A 21,489-nucleotide genomic window follows, 5' to 3' on the forward strand; every position below is an offset into this window, starting at 1 on the left:
GAATGCGCACGAGACCAGATATCGGGCAAGTGTTTTAGGTGGTCGTGGTTTCGATCACAGGGTTCGATCACAGGGCGCGCTGCGCCGTCCAGGACGTGTGGAGGTTCGCGTAGACGCCCGGCCGCGTCACCAGATCGGCGTGCGGGCCGCGTTGGACGATCCGTCCGGCGTCGAACACGATGACCTCGTCGGCCGCCTCCGCCGTGGAGAGCCGGTGGGCGATGGAGATTGCGGTGCGGCCCCGCGTGACGCCGTCCAGGGCGCGCTGGATGCGCACCTCCGTGGCGGGGTCCACGGCCGAGGTCGCCTCGTCCAGGACGAGCAGGTCCGGGTCGGCGATGTACGCGCGGGCCAGCGCCACCAGCTGCCGCTCGCCCGCCGACAGCGACTCGCCGCGCTGGCCGACGGGGGTGGCCAGACCGTCCGGGAGGCCGTCGAGCCAGTCCGCGAGGCCGAGTTCGGTCAGGGCGAGGACGAGGTCGTCGTCGGTCGCGTCCGGGCGGCCGTACCGGATGTTGTCGGCCAGGGACGCGTCGAACAGGAAACCGTCCTGCGGCACCATGACGATCCGTTCCCGCAACGACGAGAACCGGACGCGGTCGAGCGGCACCCCGTCCACGAGGACCTGGCCGGACGCGGGGTCCATGAGACGGGTGAGGATCTTGGCGAACGTCGTCTTGCCGGAACCGGTCTCGCCGACGACCGCGACGCGGCTGCGCGGCGCGATGTCCACCGTCACGTCGTGCAGGACGGGCGGCCCGCCCGGATACGCGAACCCGACCGACTCGAACCGCACCTCGATCGGGCCGCGCGGCAGCGTCTCGCCGTCGTCGCCGGGGTCGGCGACGTCCGGGACGGTGTCCAGCACGCCGAGCACCCGCCGCCACCCGGCGATCGCGTTCTGCGCCTGATTGAACACCTCGGTCGCGGTCTGCATCGGGCTGACGAACAGCGTGACCAGGAACAGGAACGCGACCAGCTCACCGGCCGACAGGTGGCCGTCCACGCCGAGCAGGGTCCCGGCGATGACGACCCCGGCGGTGGCGACGGCCGCGACCAGCTCGCTGACCGGGAAGGTGAGCGCCACCATGGCCTGGGCGCGGGTCTGGGCGTCGCGGTGCGCGTCGACGGTCTCGTCCACGCGCCGCCCGGTCCGCTCCTCGGAGGCGTAGGCGCGGATCACGGGGGCGCCCACGACGGACTCGCTGACCGCGGCCAGCAGGTCGCCCATCTTCTCCCGCACCAGCATGTAGGACGCGGACAGGATCCGCTGGAAGTGCCGCAGCGCCCACCCGAGCGGCAGGAACGCCAGCCACACCAGCAGGGCCAACTGCCACGAGTAGACGAGCATCAGCACGCTCGCGACGACCAACTGGCCGATCGACACGATGAACATCAGCCCGCCCGACTGCATGAACTGGCTGATCTGGTCGACGTCCCCGGTCACCCGTGACACCAGCGCGCCGCGCTTCTCCCCGCTCTGCGTCAGCATCGACAGGTCGTGCACGTGCCGGAACGCCTTGGTCCGCAGCCCGGCGAGGCCGCCCTCGGACGTCTTGTACAGCCGGACGTTCATCAGATACGCGCACACGGCCGTGACCAGCACCGCCACCGCGCACAGCGCCACCGCCGCGCGGATGAAGCCGATGTCGGGGCCGTCCGTGCCGCTGAGGCCCTTGTCGATCGTCTGCTGGACCGCGATCGGCACCACCACGCGGCCCGCCGTCGACAGCAGCGCCAGCACCAGCGTCCCGGCGAGCCCGGCGCGGAACTCCGGGCTCAGCAGGACACCGCGTTTGAGCGTGCTGAAGGCGCCCTCCGTGGTGGCGGCGGTGTCGCTCAGCCCCGTCCCAGTCGCGACCGTCATGCCAGAGCCCCTTCGCCGCCTTCGACCGTTTCCCGTTCCGCGCCAGCCTGTTTCGACTGCCCCGCGTCCTCCTGCTCCGCCTTCTCGGCGTCGGCCTGCTCGTAGGCGTTGACCAGGTTGCGGTAGCCCTCAGACCGTTCCAGAAGGTCCGCGTGGGCGCCGCGCCCGGTGACGCGGCCGTGCTCCAGGTAGACGACCTCGTCGGCCAGCGCGATCGTCGCCTTGCGGTACGCCACGACCACGACGGTCGCGCCGCCCGCCTCGCCGGTCTGCGCGTCCCGCAGGTTCTGCAGGATGCGCGCCTCCACCTGCGGGTCGACGCTGGACGTCGCGTCGTCCAGCACGAGCAACCGGGGCCGCCTGACCAGCGCCCGCGCGAGCGCCAGCCGTTGCCGCTGCCCGCCCGACAGCGTCGCCCCGCGCTCCCCGACCCGGGTGTCGAGCCCCTCGGTGAGCGCCGCGACGAAGCCCTCCGCCTGCGCGAGGCGCAGCGCCTCCCAGACCCGCTCGTCCGGGACGTCCAGGCCCAGGGTCACGTTGCCGCGGACGGTGTCGTCGAACAGGAACGTCTGCTGCGGGACGAGCGAGGCCGTCTCGGCGACCCCGCCGCGCCGCACGTCCCGCAGGTCGGCGCCGTCCAGCAGCACCGACCCGTCGGCCGGGTCGACGAGCCGGACCAGCAGCGACGTCAGCGTCGACTTGCCGGAGCCCGTGGGCCCGACGACCGCGATGGTCCGGCCGGGGGAGGCGGCGAACGACACGTCGTGCAGGACGCGCCGCCCCGTGGCGTTCCCGGGGGCGTGGGGGGTCGTCCCCTCACCAGAGCCCGACTCGGCGGCCTCGTAGGAGAAGCGGACCTCCTTGACCTCCAGTTTCGCCGCCTTCCCGGCCTCGGCGGGCGCGCCGTCCCCGTACGGGAGGGAACCGGTCGCGTCCAGGACGGCCCGGACCCGCTCCCAGCCGACGACGCTGCGCGGCACCTCTCCGAGCACCCAGCCCAGCGCCCTGATCGGCCAGGACAGCAGCGTGAACAGGTACGCGACGTTCACCAGGTCGCCCGCCGTCATCGCGCCCGAGTCCAGCCGCACCGACCCGATCAGCAGGACGGCGAGGACGCCGAGGTTCGGCAGCGCCTCCAGCACCGGGTCGAACAGACCGCGGATGCGGCCGACCGCGATGTTCGCGTCCCGCAGCGCCTCCGCCCGCTCGGTGAACCGCTCGGTCTCGGCCTCCTCGCGGCCGAGGGTCTTGACGACCAGGCCGCCCTCGAAGCTCTCGTGCGCGACCTCGCTGACCTCCGCGCGCAGCTGCTGCGCGCGGGTCGCCACTGGCGCCAGCTTCCGCTGGTAGACGACGTTGATCAGCGCGATGGCGGGGAACACCAGGAACCCGACCCCGGCCACGACCACGTCGGTGAGCAGGATCGACACGGCCGCGATCAGCAGCATGAACACGACGCCGACCGCCATCGGCAGCGGCGCGATCGGCGCCCACACCGCCTCGACGTCCGCGTTGGCGTTCGACAGCAGCTGCCCGGTCGGATGCCGGTGGTGCCAGGCGAGCGGCAGCCGCAGGTACTGCCGGGTCACCGCGCGCCGGTACCCGGCCTGGAGCCGGTACTGCATGACGCCCGCGTAGTAGCGGCGGCTCGCGACGCCGATCGCCTTGAGCAGCGCCACCGCGAAGATCGCGAGGGACGCCCCGGCCAGCGCCCCGGCCGTGGTGTGCCCGGACTCGAACGCCGGGAGCACGACCTCCTGCGTCGCCCAGCCGAGCACCTGCGCCGTCGCCACGGTCATCGCCGCGTACAGCGCGCTGCCGAGGACCGAGAGGGTGAAGATCCGGGGCTCGGCCCGGACCGCGACCGAGAGCACCCCCATCCCCTCCCGGAGGACATGCGGGTCGACCCGTTTGGACGCAGGTGGCACAGCGACTCCTATCGCGCGAAGGCAGCCCGAGATGTGCCCCCTGGCCGGGGTTGTGGGGGTATGTGGGCCCGGATATTCCTTACCATCCAGGCCACGTGCTTATTCCCGCCCCACCCGCCCCGGCTTACGATCATGTGATGAGCAGCACCGACGACGGCCCGGTCTCCGGCGGGGGGACGACGCCCCACGCCCCCCGGATCGACCCGGTCCGGCACGAGCGGCGGGCACTGGCGGACGCCCTCGCGGCCGCGGGTCCCGACGCGGCCACCGAGTGCGCCGGGTGGGACGCCCGCGACCTGGCCGCCCATCTCGTCATCCGGGAAGGACGCCCGGACGCCGCCCTGGGAATACTCCTGGGCCCGCTGTCCTTCTACACCGAGCGCGTGCGACGCCGGACGGCGCGGGCCGTGCCGTTCGACCGCCTGCTGGAACGGTTTCGGCAGGGACCGCCGAAGTTCTCGCCGTACGCGCTTCCCGGTGTGGACAAAATCGCCAACGGCGTGGAGTTCTTTGTTCACCATGAGGACGTCCGGCGCGCGCGCTCGGACTGGGAGCCTCGAGAGATCTCCCCGGAACTAGAGGAACTGCTCTGGCGACGCATAAAAATTGCCCGCTTTGTCCTAAGAAAAGTTCACGTTCGGGTAACGCTCGTACAGCCGGACGGGCGGACCGTCCAGGTGTCACGGCGCGGTCGCGGTGACGTCCGCGTCCACGGGCCCGTGGGCGAACTCGTCCTGTGGGCCCTGGGACGGGGGGACGTCGCGAACGTCCGGCTCACGGGGGCGACGGACGCTGTCAAGACCCTGACCGAGACCGGTTGGAGTCTTTAACGGCCAGGTAACGGCGCGGTTCGCGGAGAGGAGAATCGCAAGCGATGCGGCTCCTCCGCTTTACGCGGAACCGGTGATACGGTGGTGCGGTCGGTTGCAGTCGTGGTTCTCGATCGTTCAAGACGCCCGCGGACTGATGGCAGCGGGCGTTTTGGCTTTTCCGGGACCGTACCGGGGGCGAGGGCGTTCCGCAGCGACCGCACGGGCCCGCGAGGTGTGGGCCCAGGTTTTGCCGCAAGGAGAAAGACATGCCCCAGCAGGGCACCGTGAAGTGGTTCAACGCCGAGAAGGGCTTCGGTTTCATCGCCGTGGACGGTGGCGGGCCGGACGTCTTCGTCCACTACTCGGCTATCCAGTCCTCCGGGTACCGCACTCTGGACGAGAATCAGCGCGTCCAGTTTGAGGTGACGCAGGGTAACCGGGGTCCGCAGGCTGACCAGGTCGTCCCCCTGTAAAGCCCGTAGTCGTACGTCTGGGCCCGTCCCCCCGACCGGGGAGGCGGGCCTTTTCGCGTGTGTTCGCGCAAGCCGGGGTGTTCGCGCGCGCCCCGTGCCGGGTCATCGGGCGGCAGGCGGCACAATGGAGCCCATGTCCGTTCGACCGTCCAATCTGGACCCCAAGATCGCCGACCGTCTGAAGCGCGACCCCAACGGGCTCGTGCCCGCCATCGCCCAGCAGTACGACACCGGCGAGGTGCTCATGCTCGGCTGGATGGACGACGAGGCCCTGCACCGCACCCTCACCACCGGCCGCTGCACCTACTGGTCGCGCAGCCGCCAGGAGTACTGGGTGAAGGGCGAGACGTCCGGTCACCAGCAGTGGGTCAAGTCGGTCGCGCTGGACTGCGACGCCGACGCGATCCTGGTGCAGGTCGACCAGATCGGCGCCGCCTGCCACACCGGCGACCGCACCTGCTGGGACGCCGACGTCCTGACCGCCGTGGTCGGGGAGCGCCCCGAGCCGGACGCGTCATGACCCCCGGGCGTGAACGCGGCCTCACGGCGCTCGGGTGCGCCGCCGGAGCCGGTCTCGCCCTTCTCGCCGCGAGCCGCGCCTGGGCCACCGTCAAGGCCGAGGACGCCATCACCCCGTTCACGCAGACCCTGACCGGCGGCGACCTCGGCGGTGCGCCGGGCGCCCTCGGCTGGGCGGGCCTCGCGGGCCTCGCCGCCCTGTTCGCGACGCGCGGGCGCGTGCGCGCGGGGGTCGGCGTCCTCCTCGCGCTGTTCGGCGCCGGGATCGTCTACGCCTCGGCCGTCGCCGTCCGGCACTCCGCCGTCCTGTCGGCCGCCGGGGACAAGAGCGCCCTGCTGAAGCTCGGCTCGGACCCCGCCGTGCACGTCAACCTCTGGTGGACGGTCTCCGTCGCCGGGGGAGTCCTGCTGGTCGCCGCCGGGACCGTCACCGCCGTGCGAGGCGCCCGCTGGCCCGGCATGTCCGCCCGCTACGACCGCGCGACCCCGCGCAAGGCGGCCGCCGTGCCGGACGACGACCCGTCCGCCCTCTGGAAGTCCCTCGACCGGGGCGAGGACCCGACCGTCCAGACGAACGGGCGGTCGTGAGCACCGACGGCGGCGGGCTCGTCCTCGTCGTCGAGCACGACCCCGCCGTCGCCGAACTGCAACGCCGCTACCTGGCCCGCGAGGGCTTCGACGTCGAGATCGAGGGCGACCCCGCGCGGGCGCCCGGCGCCGCCGAACGGGGCCGTCCCGACGTGGTCGTCCTCGACCTGTCGGTCAGCGCCCTGCCCGCCGACCTGTACCGCCGCGTCGCCGAGGCCGCGCGCCCGGCGCCCGTCGTGGCGGTGACCGGGCCGATCGACCCGTCCGTCGCCCGCGCTCTCGGCGACCATCACGTGGGCCGCCCGTTCAGCCCCCGCGCCCTGGCCCGCGCCGTCGCCGACGCCCTGCGCGGCGCCGCCCCCACCGAATCGCCGGGCCTGCTGCGCGCCGGGGCCGTCGCGCTCGATCCCGCGAGCCGCTCCGCCGCCATCGACGACCGCCGCGTCGCCCTCACCGTCACCGAGTTCGACCTCCTCGAGTTCCTGATGGCCAACCCCGGCCGCGTCTTCACCCGCGAACAGCTCCTGGACGCCGCCTGGGGTCCGGGCGCGGGCGCCGGAAGCCGCACGGTGGACGTCCACGTGGCCCAGCTCCGCGCCAAGCTCGGCCAGGGCAACCCCATCAGGACGGTTCGCGGCGTCGGCTACGTCCTCGATCTCTGATCTCCGCACCTCGCGGCCAGTGCCCGAGGCTCAAGCCTGTGGGCGGGCCTACCCTGGAGTCGTGACTCAAGCGTCGGTGCGGGTGCGGGGACGGGGGCTTCTCGCGCCGGGCGCCGTCCTCGCGGGCGTCGCCGCGGCGGCGCTGGTGGTGGCGGTTCGAGATCCCAACGAGTCCGGGCATTACCCGACGTGTCCGTTCCTCGCGATCACGGGCTACTACTGCCCCGGCTGCGGGTTGATGCGGCTTGTGCATGCGCTCACGCACGGGGACGTGGGGGCCGCGTTCGGGTTCAATCCGCTGGTCTTCCTGCTGTTGCCCGTGCTCGGCTACCTGTTCGCGCGCTGGACGGTGTTGCGGACGCGGGGGATGCCCATGCACAGCGCGATCCTGCGGCCCGTGGTGGCGTACTCGTTCGTCGGGGTGGTCCTGGTGTTCTGGGTGGTGCGCAATCTGCCGTTCGCGCAGGCGCTGGCGCCCTAGACATCCCGGATGCCGAACCGTCCGACGGGGCGGCTACGATCGGTGGACGGAACGACTTGGGAAGAGGGGGCCTGCGACCTTGAGCGTTTTGGACGAGATCGTTGACGGCGTCCGGGCCGATCTCGCCGAACGGCAGCGTGAGGTCCCGCTCGACGTCCTGAAGCAGAAGGCGGCGGACGCCCCGGCCCCACGGGACGCGCTGGCCGCGCTGCGCGCGCCGGGGGTCTCGGTCATCGCCGAGGTCAAGCGCAGCAGCCCGTCCAAGGGCGCGCTCGCCGCGATCGCCGACCCCGCCGCCCTCGCCCGCGACTACGAGTCCGGCGGCGCGAAGGTGATCAGCGTGCTGACCGAGCGGCGCCGCTTCGGCGGCAGCCTGGACGATCTCGCCGAGGTCCGCGCCAACGTCGACGTCTGTGTCCTGCGCAAGGACTTCATCGTCACCTCCTACCAGTTGTGGGAGGCACGGGCGCACGGCGCCGACATGGCCCTGCTGATCGTCGCGGCGCTGGCGCAGGACGCCCTGGTCTCGCTGGTCGAGCGGGCCGAGTCGATCGGCCTGGTCCCGCTCGTGGAGGCCCACACCGAGGAGGAGGCCGCCCGCGCCGTCGACGCGGGCGCCAAGGTCATCGGCGTGAACGCGCGCGACCTGCGCACCCTCCAGGTCGACCGCGGCGTGTTCGCGCGGGTCGCGCCGACCATCCCCAAGAACGTCGTCAAGATCGCCGAGTCGGGGGTGCGGGGGCCGCACGACCTGCTCGCCTACGCCTCCAGCGGCGCCGACGCGGTGCTGGTCGGCGAGAGCCTGGTCATCGGCAAGGACCCGCGCACCGCCGTCGCCGACCTCGTCGCCGCGGGCGCGCACCCGGCCCTGCGGCAGAGCGGATAGGGTACGGGCATGCAGGTCGAGCCGCTCAGGGAGCGATGGCGGGGCTATCACCTTTCGTGACAGAGCCCCTTCTCGTATGACAGGACCCGTTTTCTCATGACCATCGACTCTGCGTTGCCCGACGTCTCGGGCCATTTCGGCGCGTTCGGCGGCCGCTTCGCCCCCGAGGCGCTGATGGCCGCGCTCGACGAGCTGACCCGCGAGTTCGAGACCGCCAAGCACGATCCCGCCTTCACCGCCGAGCTGGACGATCTCCTCGCGAACTACGCGGGCCGTCCCAGCCTGCTGACGGAGGCGAAGCGGTTCTCCGAGCACGCGGGCGTCCGCGTGCTCCTCAAGCGCGAGGACCTCAACCACACCGGCTCCCACAAGATCAACAATGTACTCGGGCAGGCGCTGCTGACCCGGCGGATGGGCAAGACCCGCGTGATCGCCGAGACGGGCGCGGGCCAGCACGGCGTCGCGACCGCCACGGCCGCCGCGCTGCTCGGCCTCGACTGCACCGTCTACATGGGCGAGGTCGACACCAAGCGGCAGGCGCTCAACGTCGCGCGGATGCGGATGCTCGGCGCGGAGGTCGTCCCGGTGCGGACCGGCAGCCGCACCCTCAAGGACGCCTGCAACGAGGCGTTCCGCGACTGGGTCGCCACCGTCGAGAACACCCACTACTGCATCGGGTCCGTGATGGGGCCGCACCCGTTCCCGATGATGGTCCGCGACTTCCAGCGGATCATCGGCGTGGAGGCGCGGCGGCAGTGCCTCGACCTGATCGGGGCCCTGCCGGACGCCGTCATCGCGTGCGTCGGCGGCGGTTCCAACGCGATCGGCGCGTTCCACGCCTTCGTCCCGGACGAGTCCGTCCGGCTGTTCGGGTTCGAGGCGGGCGGCGACGGCGTCGCGACCGGCCGGCACGCCGCCACGCTCGTCGGCGGCTCCCTCGGCGTCATCCACGGCATGCGCACGTACCTGTTGCAGGACGCCGACGGCCAGACCCAGGAGACCCATTCGATCTCCGCGGGCCTCGACTATCCCGGCGTCGGCCCCGAGCACTCCTGGCTGCGCGACTCCGGCCGCGCCGAGTACCGCGAGATCACCGACGCCGAGGCGATGGACGCGTTCTCGCTGCTGTGCCGCACCGAGGGGATCATCCCGGCCATCGAGTCCGCGCACGCGCTCGCGGGCGCGCTGAAGGTCGGCCCCGAGCTCGGGCCGGACGCCACCGTCGTCGTGTGCCTGTCCGGGCGCGGCGACAAGGACATGCACACCGCCGCCGGGTTCTTCGGCCTGATCTCCGAGGAGGGGCAGTGACCGCGAGGACCGCCTACGACAAGGCCAAAGCGGAGAACCGCGCCGCGCTGGTCGGCTACCTTCCCGCCGGGTTCCCGAGCGTCCAGGGCTCCATCGACGCGGCGCTGACGATGGTCGACGCGGGCTGCGACGTGATCGAGATCGGCCTCCCCTACACCGACCCGATGATGGACGGCCCGACGATCCAGGACGCCGTGCACCAGGCGCTCGTCGGTGGCGTGCGCGTCGCCGACGTCTTCCGGATGGTCGAGGCCGTCGCCGCCACCGGCGTCCCCACCCTCGTCATGACGTACTGGAACCCCGTCGACCACTACGGCGTCGACCGGTTCGCCCGCGACCTGGTCTCGGCCGGGGGCTCGGGGCTGATCACGCCCGACCTCACGCCCGAAGAGGGCGGCGACTGGCTGGAGGCGTCCGACGCACATGACCTCGACCGGGTGTTCCTCGTCGCGCTCAGCTCCACCGACGAGCGCATCGAGACGATCACCACGGCGTCCCGGGGCTTTGTGTACGCGGCGTCGCTGATGGGCGTCACCGGCGCCAGGACCGCCGTCGACACCGGCGCGCCGCGCCTGGTCGAACGCACCCGCACGGTCATCGACAAGGCGGGCACGAACCTGCCGGTCGGGCTCGGCCTCGGGGTCGGCAACGGCGCGCAGGCCGCCGAGGTCGCCGGGTTCGCCGACGGCGTGATCGTCGGTTCGGCGTTCGTCCGCCGCCTGCTGGACGCGCCCGACGCGGCGTCCGGCCTGGCGAGCCTCCGGGCGCTCACCGAGGAGCTGGCCGCCGGAGTCCGCGCGGGCCGCTGACCTCCGGGGCACCGAGCCCTGGGGCGCTGTGTTCGGAGCGCTGTCTTCGGGCCCTTGATCCGCTCCATCGGCGGATTTCGGGAACTCGCGGACGGTGCCTCCGAGTTGTGCTTGTGGTTCCGCCGCTCTCCCGTAAGGTGTGTTCGCCGGGTGAGGCGGTCCGGAAAGGATCACGATGACGCAAGAGATGACGGCGAACGAGCGGGCCGGGACGGTCGCGCCGCCGTTGCCGCCCGCATGGTCGCAGGTCGCGGCCTGGATCCTGACGCTCGTCGGGTTCGGGATCTCCGTGTACCTGACGATCGCGCACTACAACGACGGGGCACTGGTGTGCTCGGCGACCAAGACCGTCGACTGCCACGCGGTCACGACCAGCGAGTACTCGACGCTGGTCGGGGTTCCCATGCCGCTGCTCGGCCTGGCGTTCTTCGTGGCGTTCGCCGCGCTGATGACGCCGTGGGCGCTGCGGTCGACCTGGCCGCCCCTGCGGTGGGGACGGGTGGTGAGCGTGTCGATCGGCATGCTCTTCGTCGTCTACCTCGTCACCGTCGAACTGGCGATCCTGCACAAGATCTGCCTGTGGTGCAGCGGGGTCCACACCGTGACCGTCCTGCTCTTCATCCTCGTTCTGATCGACGAATTCCGGCGAATCGGTCAAGTCGACTAGTCTCGCCGTGACCGCGCCGCACCGTGGCGGTGCGGCGCCCTCGCAATAGGAGAAACCCCATGAGCAAGGCCGCACGTGAGCGGTCCGCCCGGGAGCGTCTGGCCTCCGAGCGCAAGCGGCAGGCGGCGCGTGCGAAGCAGCGGCGGCTGCTCGCCATCGTCCTCGGGTCCGTGGTCGCGGTCGCGGTCATCGTGGTCGGGACCGTGCTGATCATCGACCGCCAGGGCAAGAACGGCCGGGCCGAGCCGCATACCGGCGCGGTCGCCCCGCTCAGCCGCCAGCAGGACGGCTCGATCGTGATGGCCAACGCGGGCGTGGCCAAGCCGACCCTGGAGATCTTCGAGGACTTCCAGTGCCCGATCTGCAAGCAGTTCGAGGGGACCAGCGGCGACACGATCGTGAAGCTGGCGGCGGAGGGCAAGGTCAAGGTCGTCTACCGGCCGTTCCATCTGTTCGGCCAGATGGAGGACCCGGTGAAGATCAACTCGCTGCGCTCGGCGGAGGCAGCGTTGTGCGTCCCGGCGCCGCAGTGGCTCTCCTACCATGACGCGCTGTACAAGTACCAGCCTCGCGAGGGCGACAAGGGCTTCTCGCCCGACGACCTGGTCAAGTGGGGCAAGGACGTCGGTGTCAAGGACGCCAACTTCGAGAAGTGCGTCCGGGACGAGCAGAAGAAGCCGCAGGTCGACGCGATGACCAAGTACGCGCAGCAGCGCGGCGTCGACAGCACGCCGTCCGTCTTCCTGGACGGCAAGCAGCTCCAGGGCGGCGAGATCATGAACCCGGGTGCGCTGCGCGCCGCCATCGAGGGCGCCCGCGCCGCCGGGAAGTAGCCCGCCCCGCTACATCGCCACACCGCCACACCGCACCAGGCTGACCGCGCCGCGCCGATCCCGACGATCGGCGCGGCGCGTCGCGTTCCCGCTTCGCCGGACTCAGCCCCGGCTCACCGCTACCCTCATGCGTAAACGAGCGACTACGCACAGTGTCTGGTTGACCACGGTGCCTAAGCGGGCACGGTGTCTGGTCGGGCACGGTGTCTGCTCGGGTCCGGCGTTGATCTGGGTACGGCGATCGGGGGATCGGGATGAGCCAGCAACAGTGGGAGCCGCCCACGGGGGAACGGGCGCGGATCGCGGTCCGGCAGCGGCGGCAGCGGCTGCTGCTGGTCGTCCTCGGCGGTGTCGCGATGGCGGCCGTGGTGATCGTGGCGGTGGTGGTGGCCGTGTCCCGTGGCGGTGGCGACGAGGTCGTGGTCGACTCCTACGAGGGCCCGCTCGCCCCCACGGCCCGGGAGCCGGACGGCGCCGTCGCGATGGCGCGGCCGGGCGTGACCACTCCCGTCCTGGACGTCTACGAGGACTTCCAGTGCCCCGCGTGCCGGGCGATGGAGGCCAGGGTCGGCGGGACGATCAAGCGGCTCGCCGCCGAGGGCAGGGTCAAGGTCGTCTACCGGCCGTTCCAGCTCTTCCAGCAGGAGCCGCTGATGTCGAACTCGCGGCGGGCCGCGAACGCCGCCGCGTGCCTGCCCGCCGACCGGTGGGTGCAGTACCACGACCGGCTCTTCAACGAGCAGCCCGCGGAAGGCGATCTCGGGTTCACCAACGAGAACCTGACCGCGTGGGCCGCCGAACTGGGCGTCACCGGTCCGGACTTCGCCACGTGCGTCACCGGGTCCCAGCGGATCGACCAGGTCGACCAGGCGAGTGCCCGGGCCGGGCGGGTCGGGGTCGACGCCACGCCGTACCTGGCGTTGAACGGCGCGAAGGTCGACCATGACCTGCTCGGCTCGCCGGACGGGCTGCGCGACGCCGTCGCCGAGGCGGGCGGCGGGCGGGCCCCGGCGTCCGGTGGGGCGCGGTCGAGCGTCGGGGCGACCGGCGGCGACGCGGCGACGCCGTAGACGGCGCGGATCGCGTCCCGGAGGGGGTAACGTCTGCGGTCATGGAGCCGCTGGCTTATATACCGAGTCCCTCGCAGGGCGTCTGGCACCTTGGGCCGATCCCGATCCGCGCCTACGCCGTCATGATCATTCTTGGCATCGTCGTCGCGGTCTGGCTGGGCGAACGCCGCTGGGCGGCCAAGGGCGGCACGTCCGGCGTGATCATCGACGTGGCCGTGTGGGCGGTGCCGTTCGGCCTCGTGGGGGGGCGGCTCTACCACGTCGTCACCGACTACCAGCGTTATTTCGGCGAGGGCGGCGACACGCTCCGCGCGCTGGAGATCTGGAAGGGCGGCCTCGGCATCTGGGGCGCGGTCGCGGCGGGCGGGCTCGGTGCCGTGATCGCGTGCCGCCGGCGCGGAATCTCCGCGCTCGCGCTCGCCGACGCCGTCGCGCCGGGCATCGTCCTCGCGCAGGCCATCGGCCGTTGGGGCAACTACTGGAACCAGGAGCTGTACGGTAGGCCGCTGGACGCCTTCTGGGCCGTCGACATCGACGAGAGCCACCGTCCGGTGCTGGACGGCGGGCCCGCGCTCGACCCGAAGTACGCCGACATCGCCCACTACCATCCGACGTTCCTGTACGAGTCGTTGTGGTGCGTGGGCGTCGCGATTCTGATCCTCTGGGCTGACCGGCGCTACAAGCTCACGCACGGCCGCGCGTTCGCGCTCTACGTCGCCGCCTACACGGTGGGACGGGCCTGGATCGAGGCGCTGCGCATCGACGACGCGCACGAGATCCTCGGCCTGCGGCTGAACGACTGGACGTCGTTCCTCCTGTTCGTCGCCGCCGTCGCCTACATGTACCAGGCCCGTGGCCGCACCGACCCGGAGATCGTCGTCGTGCCGGGCGCGGAGCCGGTGTCCGACACCCCGGCCACCGCCGAACCGGAGTCCGAGTCCGAGACAGAGGCCAGGGCGAAGGACGACGCGGCGGACGCGGCCGAGGAGCCCGCCGACGAGCAGGACGATCCCGCGCCCACGGACGCTGAGGCCGACGAGCCCGAGAAGCCCGAGCGGCCGGAGGACGCGGACCAGGCGGAGGACGCCGAGGAAGCCGAAGACGCCGTGGAGCTGGAGAAGGGCGAGCCCGTCAAGGACGGGAAGTAACGCTTGACCGACCGGACCTCGGAACGCCATCACCAGCACCGCGACGTCACCGGCGGCTGGCTGCGGCCCGCCGTGTTCGGCGCGATGGACGGACTGGTGTCCAACTTCGCGCTGATCGCCGGTGTGGCGGGCGGCCACGCGACCCAGCGGGTCGTCCTGCTGGCGGGTCTCGCGGGCCTGGCGGCGGGCGCGTTCTCGATGGCGGCGGGGGAGTACATCTCGGTCGCGTCCCAGTCGGAGCTGGCGGAGGCGGAGATCGAGGTCGAGCGGCGCGAGCTCGCCCGGCATCCGGGCGCCGAGGAGCGGGAGCTGGCGGGCGTGTTCGAGGCGCGCGGCGTCGACCCGGAGACCGCGGCTGAGGTCGCGCGGCAGCTGTCGCGCGACCCGGACGAGGCCCTGCTGGTGCACACCCGGGAGGAGCTCGGGGTGACACCTGGCGACCTGCCGTCCCCGGTGCTGGCGGCGGGTTCGTCGTTCCTGTCGTTCGGGATCGGGGCGGTCCTGCCGGTGCTTCCGTACCTGCTGGGCGCGTCGTCGCTGTGGCCCGCCGCGGGCGTCGCGGCGGCGGGGCTGTTCGCGGCGGGCGCCCTGGTGTCACGGGTCACGACCCGCGCCTGGTGGTTCGGCGGGACGCGGCAGTTGCTGTTCGGCGCCGCCGCCGCGGGGATCACCTACGGGGTCGGCGCGCTGATCGGCACCGGCTGATAGGACGGTTCGTCCTTCCCCAAAGGAATCTGGATGAAACGCCCTTTTGGCCACGCGGGGAGCGCCGGGGCCGCTAAGCTCCGGGGCGTGATCGAGGCTCGTGACACAGGCTCCCCGCAGGCCGGGCGCAAGGGCCGCGGCCGGGACTTCTGGCCGGACGACGACAAGAAACCGGGCCGCCGGCTTCCCGGCCCGAAGCTCCTGTTCGGCGGCGCCGCCGCGCTGGTCGCGGTCGCCGTCGCGATCGTGGCGGTGACGATGCTGACCGGCGGCGGGACGGAGAAGGCGCCCCCGCGCAAGGTCCTGCCGACCGCGTACACGCCGGACTACGACGGCGAGGGCTTCGGCTCGATCGCGGCCAGGTCCGCCGACGGCCGCGCCATCACCGAGGGCGAGGCGTTCTCCGCCAAGAACCTGAAGTCGGGCGGCCAGACCTACGCGCTCGCCGCGTCCGACCTGACGTCGGACTGCAAGGCCGCGACCTGGGGCGCCCGGTTGCAGGGCGACCTCGCCAAGTTCGGCTGCACCCAGATCGTCCGGTCCGCCTACGTGAGCGCCGACAAGCAGCACGTCGGCCAGTTCATCGTGATCAACCTGAACGGCGAGGAGGGCGTCAAGCAGGTCCTCCGCGACCTCGACCCGCGCACCGACGCGGGCTGGCCGACCCTGCTGAAGGCGCCCGGGGTGCCCGCGTCCGGGGCCGGGTTCAGCGCCGCCTACGCCAAGACCTACGGCCACTACGCGGTGATCACGCTGGTGGAGCGGGCCGGCGGGGCGCAGCCCAGCTCGCTCAACGAGATGATCGACGTGAGTTTGGTCATCGAGAACGCGGCCGACTTCCTGTACGGACGGCTCGACCTGGCCGCCACGGGCAAGCCCGGCCAGTAGTCTGCGCGTTCGTGGATCCCGATGAACCGCGTCGCGGCGGCCCCCGGCGGGCGCCGGTGAGCCGTCAGGGCAGGCCGTCCGGCATGGGACGGCCCGGCCCGCGACGGTCGGCGCCGGGCCGCTCGGGCGCCCCGCGCTCCCGTACCCCGGCCCGCCGCCCGCCCCGCCAGGAACGCCCCGCCCCGCCGCCGCCCGCCCCGGTCGGCGACGGGTCGTCCGAGTACGGCGCCGACTACGACGACGCCCACGAGACCGTCCCGCCGCCGCGCGCTGGCAAGAAGCGCTCTGGCAAGAAACGGCGCGGCGGGAAGCAGCACGGGCCGAAGCTGTACTTCGGCGCGGCGGCCGTGCTCGGCGTGCTGGTGCTCGTCGGGCTGGGCGTCCTGGTCCTGCGGGACGGCGGCGACGCCGCCCACGGGGGCGTCACTGCCCACGCGAAGATCGGGAAACCGGCCGGGACGGGCCCGTCGCCCGACTCCTACTCCAGTTCCCCGACGACGGAGGCGTACGCGGGCATCGCGTCCCGCTCCACGGACTCGGCGCCGCTGACCATCGCGGAGGCGTTCCCGTCCAGCGCCACCGAGTTGGCGGTCCCCGACAGCGACGTGAAGGTGAAGCTGCGGGCCAAGCGGCTGGACGGCGACTGCGCCGCCGCCGTGTGGGGCGGCACCGTCGGTGACGTGCTGGGCGAGGGCGGCTGCACGCAGGCGGTCCGCGGGATCTACGCCGACGACGACCACGCCCTGGCCGTCGCGGTGTTCAACCTGGCCCAGTCGGCCGACGCCGACCGGTTCGTCGAGACGCTGGAGAAGACCCGTGGCGCGGGTTTCGTCCGGCCGCTGGAGGCGCCCGCCCCGCTGGACGGGTTCGGACGCGGCTTCGGCATGGCGCGCGGTCTCGCCATGGGCCATTTCGCCGTCGTCACGTGGGCGGAGCGCGTGGACGGCAAGGGCGACGAGAAGGACGAGACGTTGCTGTCGTTGCTGATCGCGGGCGGGCAGGCCCCGGCCGTTCTGGGCAGGGCCGCCCGCGCTTCAAACTGATCGACCCGGGTAGACTGGTCTAAACCACTGTGAGATGACGCACGGTCGGATCCACGCTCGGAAGTTTCGCGATCTGGGGCAGCCGGGCATGATCCCGGCAGTGCTGTAATGTCATCTCACCGCAGCAGGGCCAACGCCGTCCCGTGCCTGCACTGACTCCGAAGCAGTGACACGACGACGACGGGAGGGTTGATGGCCGCTGCCGCCTTCACACCTGCTGCCCGCACGCCCGGCGCGACGGCCGCTGGCCGCGCCCAGGGCCTCTACGACCCCGCGAACGAGCACGACGCCTGTGGCGTCGGCATCGTCGCCGACCTGCATGGCCGCACGAGCCACGACATCGTGCAGAACGCCCTGACCGTCCTGAAGAACCTCGACCACCGGGGCGCCGTCGGCGCCGAGCCGGACGACGGCGACGGCGTCGGCATCCTCGTCCAGCTTCCGGACGCGTTCTTCCGCGAGGTCTGCGACTTCCCGCTGCCCGAGCCGGGTGCATACGCGGCGGGCATCGCGTTCCTGCCGAGCGACGTCGACGAGCGCGCCGCCGTGACCGCGCACGTCGCGGCGCTGTGCGCCGAGGAGGGCCTGACGGTCCTCGGGTGGCGTGAGCTTCCCCACGATCCCGACTTCACCGGCCCCGCCGCCCGCCGGGTCATGCCGCACTTCGCGCAGCTGTTCGTCGCCGCCGAGCCCGGCGGCCCGCACGACGGCACGACGGGCCTGGAGCTGGATCGCGTCGTGTTCTGCATGCGCGAACGCGCCGAGCAGGACGTGGCGGTCTACTTCCCGAGCCTGTCCAGCCGGACGATCGTCTACAAGGGGATGCTGACGACCCCGCAGCTGGAGCCGTTCTTCCCCGACCTGTCGGACCGCCGGTTCACCAGCGCGATCGCCCTCGTCCACTCGCGGTTCTCGACCAACACGTTCCCCGCCTGGGAGCTGGCCCACCCGTACCGGTTCATCGCCCACAACGGCGAGATCAACACGGTGAAGGGCAACCGGAACTGGATGCGGGCCCGCGAGGCGCTGCTGGAGTCGGACCTGATCCCGGGCGACCTGTCCCGGATCTATCCGGTGATCGACATCGAGGCCAGCGACACCGCGTCGTTCGACGAGTGCCTGGAGCTGCTGCACCTCGGCGGCCGGTCGCTGCCGCACGCCGTGCTGATGATGATCCCGGAGGCGTGGGAGAACCACGCCGAGATGGACGCCGAGCGCCGCGCGTTCTACGAGTTCCACTCGACGCTGATGGAGGCGTGGGACGGCCCCGCCAGCGTCAGCTTCACCGATGGAACGGTCGCGGGCGCCGTCCTGGACCGTAACGGCCTGCGGCCCGGCCGGTACTGGGTGACCGACGACGGCCTGGTCGTGTTGGCCAGCGAGGCGGGCGTGCTCGACATCCCGGCGGCCAAGGTCGTCCGGAAGGGCCGCCTCCAGCCCGGCAAGATCTTCCTGGTGGACACCGCCGCCGGGCGGATCGTCGAGGACGACGAGGTCAAGGCCGAGCTGGCCGCCGCGCACCCGTACGGCGAGTGGCTGCACGAGGGCCTGGTCCGGTTCGAGGAGCTGCCGCGCCGCGAGCGGGAGATCCCGACGCACGAGACGCTGGTGAAGCGCCAGCAGTCGTTCGGCTACACGCTCGAAGAGCAGCGGATCATCCTGACGCCGATGGCGCGGACCGGCGCCGAGCCGATCGGGTCGATGGGCACCGACACGCCGATCGCGGTGCTGTCGGAGCGTCCGCGGCTGCTGTTCGACTACTTCAAGCAGCTGTTCGCGCAGGTCACGAACCCGCCGCTGGACGCGATCCGCGAGGAGCTCGTCACCTCGTTGCAGTCGACGCTCGGCCCGGAGGGCAACCTGCTGGAGCCGGGGCCCGAGTCGTGCCGCAGGCTCGTGCTGCCGACCCCGATCCTCGACAACGACGAGCTCTCGAAGATCATCCACATTGACGACGAGGGGTCGCTGCCGCACCTGCGCGCCCACGTCGTGCACGGCCTGTACGACGTGGCCGGTGGGGGAGAGGCACTCCAGTCCCGTCTTGAGGAGATCAACGCCGAGGTCACCCGGGCGATCGAGGACGGCGCGCGGATCATCGTCCTGTCCGACCGCGGCGCCGACTCCGCGCATGCCGCGATCCCGTCGCTGCTGCTGACCGGCGCCGTCCACCACCACCTGATCCGCGAGAAGACCCGCACGCGCGTCGGCCTCATCATCGAGACCGGGGAGGCCCGCGAGTGCCACCACATGGCGCTGCTCATCGGATACGGCGCGTCCGCGATCAACCCGTACCTGGCGATCGAGACCGTCGAGGACCTCGTCCGCAGCGGGGCCATCGAGGGCGGCGACGCGGCGCGTGACGTGAACGGGGCCGTCCGGAACCTGGTCAAGGCGTACGGCAAGGGCGTCCTGAAGGTCATGTCGAAGATGGGCGTGTCCACGGTCGCGTCCTACACCGGCGCGCAGATCTTCGAGGCGATCGGGCTCGGCGAGCAGGTCGTGTCCCGCTGCTTCACCGGGACCACGTCCCGGCTCGGCGGCGTCGGCTTCGACGTGCTGGCCCGCGAGGCCGCCCAGCGGCACGCCCGCGCCTACCCGCCGGGCGGCAACGACCTCGCGCACCGGACGCTGGAGGTCGGCGGCGAGTACCAGTGGCGCCGCGAGGGCGAGCCGCACCTGTTCAACCCGGACACGGTGTTCAAGCTCCAGCACGCCACCCGCACCCGCCGGTACGAGATCTTCAAGGAGTACACCGCCTCCGTCGACTCGCAGGCCGAGAGGCTGATGACGCTGCGCGGCCTGTTCCGGTTGAAGGAGGGCGAGCGGGCGCCGGTGCCGCTGGACGAGGTCGAGTCCGTCGCGGAGATCGTCAAGCGGTTCTCCACCGGCGCGATGTCGTACGGGTCCATCTCCGCCGAGGCGCACGAGACCCTCGCGATCGCGATGAACCGGCTCGGCGGCAAGTCCAACACCGGCGAGGGCGGCGAGGACTCGGCCCGCTTCGTCCCGGACGCCAACGGCGACCTGCGCCGCAGCGCGATCAAGCAGGTCGCGTCCGGCCGGTTCGGCGTCACCTCCGAGTACCTCACCAACGCCGACGACATCCAGATCAAGATGGCGCAGGGCGCCAAGCCCGGCGAGGGCGGCCAGCTGCCAGGCCACAAGGTGTACCCGTGGATCGCCAAGACCCGGCACTCCACGCCGGGCGTCGGCCTCATCTCGCCGCCGCCGCACCACGACATCTACTCCATCGAGGACCTGGCGCAGCTCATCCACGACCTGAAGAACGCCAACCCGGCGGCGCGCGTCCACGTCAAGCTGGTCGCTGAGGTCGGGGTCGGCACGGTCGCGGCCGGGGTGTCCAAGGCGCACGCCGACGTGGTGCTGATCTCCGGGCACGACGGCGGCACCGGCGCGTCCCCGCTGACGTCGCTGAAGCACGCGGGCGCGCCGTGGGAGCTGGGCCTCGCCGAGACGCAGCAGACGCTGCTGCTGAACGGCCTGCGCGACCGCATCGTCGTGCAGACCGACGGGCAGATGAAGACCGGCCGCGACGTCGTCGTCGCCGCGCTGCTCGGCGCGGAGGAGTACGGCTTCGCGACCGCGCCGCTCGTGGTGTCGGGCTGCGTCATGATGCGGGTCTGCCACCTCGACACCTGCCCGGTCGGCGTCGCCACGCAGAACCCGGTTCTGCGGCAGCGGTTCTCGGGCAAGCCCGAGTTCGTCGTGAACTTCTTCGAGTTCATCGCCGAGGAGGTCCGCGAGTACCTGGCGGCCCTCGGGTTCCGGACGCTCGACGAGGCGATCGGGCATGTCGAGCTGATCGACACCCGCGAGGCCGTCGAGCACTGGAAGGCGTCCGGGCTCGACCTCGCGCCGATCCTGCACGCGCCCGACGTCCCGGACGGCGCCGCGTTGCGCCGCACCACCGTCCAGGACCACGGCCTGGAGAAGGCGCTCGACAACACGCTGATGCAGCTGTCGGAGGGCGCCGTCGAGCACGGCACCCGCGTCAACCTGGAACTGCCCATCCGCAACATCAACCGCACGGTCGGGACGATGCTCGGGCACGAGCTGACCCGGGAGCGCGGCGCGGACGGCCTGCCCGACGACACGATCAACATCACGTTCACCGGGTCGGCGGGCAACTCGTTCGGCGCGTTCCTGCCGCGGGGCATCACGCTGCGGCTCGTCGGCGACGCCAACGACTACGTCGGCAAGGGCCTGTCCGGGGGGCGGCTGACGCTGCGTCCCCCGGCGGACGCCGGGTTCGCCGCCGAGGAGCAGATCATCGGCGGGAACGTCATCCTGTACGGCGCGACCTCGGGCGAGCTGTTCGCCCGCGGGATCGTCGGCGAGCGGTTCTGCGTCCGCAACTCCGGCGCCACCGCCGTCGTCGAGGGCGTCGGCGACCACGCCTGCGAGTACATGACCGGCGGCCGCGCCGTCATCCTCGGTGCGACGGGACGCAACCTCGCGGCGGGCATGTCCGGCGGCATCGCCTACGTCCTGGACCTGGTGCCCGACCGCGTCAACGGCGACATGGTCGACCTGGAACCGCTCGACTCCGGCGACGTGGACGACGTCCGGACGCTGGTCGAACGGCACCTGGCCGAGACGGGCTCCGCCGTCGCGCGCCGCCTGCTGGACGACTGGGCGACCGCCGCGACCCGCTTCACCAAGATCATGCCGCGGGACTTCCGGCGCGTGCTGACCGCCATGGCCGAGGCCGAGGCCGAGGGCCGCGACGTCGACGAGGCCGTCATGGCCGCCGCGCAGAGCTGAGAGAGGGGGACTCCTTC

Annotated in this window: 19 protein-coding genes; 17 read left to right on the forward strand and 2 right to left on the reverse strand. The window is 72.1% G+C overall.

The features are described 5' to 3' along the window. Nucleotides 1–67: 67 nt before the first annotated feature. Both ABD808_RS12970 and ABD808_RS12975 read right to left on the reverse strand, forming a co-directional pair. Entirely contained in the window at nt 68–1,867 is a 1,800-nt protein-coding gene (locus ABD808_RS12970) for an ABC transporter ATP-binding protein (RefSeq protein ID WP_344895060.1), read from the reverse strand. Next, entirely contained in the window at nt 1,864–3,747 is a 1,884-nt protein-coding gene (locus tag ABD808_RS12975) for an ABC transporter ATP-binding protein (RefSeq protein ID WP_344895404.1), read from the reverse strand. The genes ABD808_RS12970 and ABD808_RS12975 overlap by 4 nt, the downstream gene beginning before the upstream one ends. Nucleotides 3,748–3,932: 185 nt before the next feature. On the opposite strand from ABD808_RS12975, the gene ABD808_RS12980 reads away from it, so the two are divergent. From ABD808_RS12980 to gltB, 17 genes are all read left to right on the forward strand, one after another. Continuing rightward, nucleotides 3,933–4,625: a TIGR03085 family metal-binding protein gene (locus ABD808_RS12980; RefSeq protein ID WP_344895063.1), complete on the forward strand. Its 693-nt coding sequence runs from the start codon at nt 3,933–3,935 to the stop codon at nt 4,623–4,625. Between the two features lie 248 nt (nt 4,626–4,873). Continuing rightward, complete coding sequence (locus tag ABD808_RS12985) at nt 4,874–5,080, forward strand: cold-shock protein (protein ID WP_018657218.1); 207 nt, start codon at nt 4,874–4,876, stop codon at nt 5,078–5,080. Nucleotides 5,081–5,213: 133 nt separating this feature from the next. Then, entirely contained in the window at nt 5,214–5,600 is a 387-nt protein-coding gene (gene hisI, locus ABD808_RS12990; RefSeq protein WP_344895067.1) for a phosphoribosyl-AMP cyclohydrolase, read from the forward strand. Continuing rightward, complete coding sequence (locus ABD808_RS12995; protein ID WP_344895071.1) at nt 5,597–6,187, forward strand: Trp biosynthesis-associated membrane protein; 591 nt, start codon at nt 5,597–5,599, stop codon at nt 6,185–6,187. The genes hisI and ABD808_RS12995 overlap by 4 nt, the downstream gene beginning before the upstream one ends. Next, nucleotides 6,184–6,849, forward strand: a complete 666-nt coding sequence (locus tag ABD808_RS13000) for a response regulator transcription factor (protein ID WP_344895074.1) — start codon at nt 6,184–6,186, stop codon at nt 6,847–6,849. Before ABD808_RS12995 ends, ABD808_RS13000 begins: the two co-directional genes overlap by 4 nt. A 61-nt stretch (nt 6,850–6,910) precedes the next feature. After that, nucleotides 6,911–7,330: a DUF2752 domain-containing protein gene (locus ABD808_RS13005; protein ID WP_344895077.1), complete on the forward strand. Its 420-nt coding sequence runs from the start codon at nt 6,911–6,913 to the stop codon at nt 7,328–7,330. Between the two features lie 79 nt (nt 7,331–7,409). Further along, a complete protein-coding gene (gene trpC, locus ABD808_RS13010; RefSeq protein WP_344895080.1) occupies nt 7,410–8,216 on the forward strand; it encodes an indole-3-glycerol phosphate synthase TrpC in 807 nt (268 codons plus the stop codon). A gap of 96 nt (nt 8,217–8,312) precedes the next feature. Further along, entirely contained in the window at nt 8,313–9,524 is a 1,212-nt protein-coding gene (gene trpB / locus ABD808_RS13015) for a tryptophan synthase subunit beta (protein ID WP_344895083.1), read from the forward strand. After that, complete coding sequence (gene trpA, locus ABD808_RS13020; protein ID WP_344895086.1) at nt 9,521–10,333, forward strand: tryptophan synthase subunit alpha; 813 nt, start codon at nt 9,521–9,523, stop codon at nt 10,331–10,333. Before trpB ends, trpA begins: the two co-directional genes overlap by 4 nt. 175 nt (nt 10,334–10,508) lie before the next feature. Continuing rightward, on the forward strand, nt 10,509–11,000 hold the full coding sequence (locus tag ABD808_RS13025; RefSeq protein ID WP_344895089.1) for a vitamin K epoxide reductase family protein: 492 nt from the start codon (nt 10,509–10,511) through the stop codon (nt 10,998–11,000). Between the two features lie 59 nt (nt 11,001–11,059). After that, nucleotides 11,060–11,833, forward strand: a complete 774-nt coding sequence (locus ABD808_RS13030; protein ID WP_344895092.1) for a DsbA family protein — start codon at nt 11,060–11,062, stop codon at nt 11,831–11,833. Nucleotides 11,834–12,087: 254 nt separating this feature from the next. Further along, nucleotides 12,088–12,903, forward strand: a complete 816-nt coding sequence (locus ABD808_RS13035; protein WP_344895095.1) for a DsbA family protein — start codon at nt 12,088–12,090, stop codon at nt 12,901–12,903. 41 nt (nt 12,904–12,944) lie between these two features. Further along, nucleotides 12,945–14,051 (forward strand): prolipoprotein diacylglyceryl transferase, encoded by a 1,107-nt coding sequence (gene lgt, locus ABD808_RS13040; protein WP_344895098.1) that lies wholly within the window; start codon nt 12,945–12,947, stop codon nt 14,049–14,051. Between the two features lie 3 nt (nt 14,052–14,054). Next, nucleotides 14,055–14,756, forward strand: coding sequence for a VIT1/CCC1 transporter family protein (locus tag ABD808_RS13045; RefSeq protein WP_344895101.1), 702 nt, complete (start codon nt 14,055–14,057; stop codon nt 14,754–14,756). 87 nt (nt 14,757–14,843) lie between these two features. Then, on the forward strand, nt 14,844–15,644 hold the full coding sequence (locus tag ABD808_RS13050; protein ID WP_344895104.1) for a hypothetical protein: 801 nt from the start codon (nt 14,844–14,846) through the stop codon (nt 15,642–15,644). An 11-nt stretch (nt 15,645–15,655) separates the two neighbouring features. After that, a complete protein-coding gene (locus ABD808_RS13055; protein ID WP_344895107.1) occupies nt 15,656–16,687 on the forward strand; it encodes a hypothetical protein in 1,032 nt (343 codons plus the stop codon). A 192-nt stretch (nt 16,688–16,879) separates the two neighbouring features. Next, on the forward strand, nt 16,880–21,472 hold the full coding sequence (gltB, locus tag ABD808_RS13060; protein ID WP_344895110.1) for a glutamate synthase large subunit: 4,593 nt from the start codon (nt 16,880–16,882) through the stop codon (nt 21,470–21,472). The last annotated feature ends 17 nt before the right edge of the window (nt 21,473–21,489 follow it).

It is taken from the genome of Actinomadura meridiana (assembly GCF_039537545.1).
In the GTDB taxonomy this organism is placed as follows: domain Bacteria; phylum Actinomycetota; class Actinomycetes; order Streptosporangiales; family Streptosporangiaceae; genus Spirillospora; species Spirillospora meridiana.

What these genes read in the sequence shown, in the direction of transcription:
- ABD808_RS12970 (WP_344895060.1), bottom strand. Translation starts at nt 1,867, where the DNA reads ATGACGGTCGCGACTGGGACGGGGCTGAGCGACACCGCCGCCACCACG.
- ABD808_RS12975 (WP_344895404.1), bottom strand. Translation starts at nt 3,747, where the DNA reads ATGGGGGTGCTCTCGGTCGCGGTCCGGGCCGAGCCCCGGATCTTCACC.
- ABD808_RS12980 (WP_344895063.1), top strand. Translation starts at nt 3,933, where the DNA reads ATGAGCAGCACCGACGACGGCCCGGTCTCCGGCGGGGGGACGACGCCC.
- ABD808_RS12985 (WP_018657218.1), top strand. Translation starts at nt 4,874, where the DNA reads ATGCCCCAGCAGGGCACCGTGAAGTGGTTCAACGCCGAGAAGGGCTTC.
- hisI (WP_344895067.1), top strand. Translation starts at nt 5,214, where the DNA reads ATGTCCGTTCGACCGTCCAATCTGGACCCCAAGATCGCCGACCGTCTG.
- ABD808_RS12995 (WP_344895071.1), top strand. Translation starts at nt 5,597, where the DNA reads ATGACCCCCGGGCGTGAACGCGGCCTCACGGCGCTCGGGTGCGCCGCC.
- trpB (WP_344895083.1), top strand. Translation starts at nt 8,313, where the DNA reads ATGACCATCGACTCTGCGTTGCCCGACGTCTCGGGCCATTTCGGCGCG.
- ABD808_RS13025 (WP_344895089.1), top strand. Translation starts at nt 10,509, where the DNA reads ATGACGCAAGAGATGACGGCGAACGAGCGGGCCGGGACGGTCGCGCCG.
- ABD808_RS13030 (WP_344895092.1), top strand. Translation starts at nt 11,060, where the DNA reads ATGAGCAAGGCCGCACGTGAGCGGTCCGCCCGGGAGCGTCTGGCCTCC.
- ABD808_RS13035 (WP_344895095.1), top strand. Translation starts at nt 12,088, where the DNA reads ATGAGCCAGCAACAGTGGGAGCCGCCCACGGGGGAACGGGCGCGGATC.
- lgt (WP_344895098.1), top strand. Translation starts at nt 12,945, where the DNA reads ATGGAGCCGCTGGCTTATATACCGAGTCCCTCGCAGGGCGTCTGGCAC.
- gltB (WP_344895110.1), top strand. Translation starts at nt 16,880, where the DNA reads ATGGCCGCTGCCGCCTTCACACCTGCTGCCCGCACGCCCGGCGCGACG.